The following is a 261-nucleotide window of genomic DNA, read 5'->3' as shown; positions in this document are numbered from 1 at the left end:
AGACCGAGCAAGTTTCGATGCCTGGTGCTCGGCTTCTTCAGCGTGGCCGCTGACGAGTGTTGCTTCGTCAGTGGTGTGATTGGCGTAAGTGATCTGCTGATCGATTATCCAATTCGTCAGGCGAACGATCTCTGCATTCGGAACCGTCGAGCTGTTCGCGGGAAAATAAATATCGAAATTCTCGCTTGCGGTGCATGCAAATGAGGAATTGGATAGGGCGAGAAGTAGCGGGGTAAGATATTTATGCATTGTAGATTACAT

At 49.0% G+C, this 261-nt stretch carries 1 pseudogene; it reads right to left on the bottom strand.

The features are described 5' to 3' along the window. Positions 1-249 (bottom strand): annotated as a pseudogene (locus SB816_RS32700) (hypothetical protein); the annotation flags it as partial. Positions 250-261 lie beyond the last annotated feature (12 nt).

Origin of the sequence: Achromobacter sp. SIMBA_011, from assembly GCF_046535435.1 — a bacterium.
Taxonomy (GTDB): Bacteria; Pseudomonadota; Gammaproteobacteria; order Burkholderiales; family Burkholderiaceae_B; genus Achromobacter; species Achromobacter dolens.
This window is presented reverse-complemented; position numbering and strand designations above follow the sequence as displayed.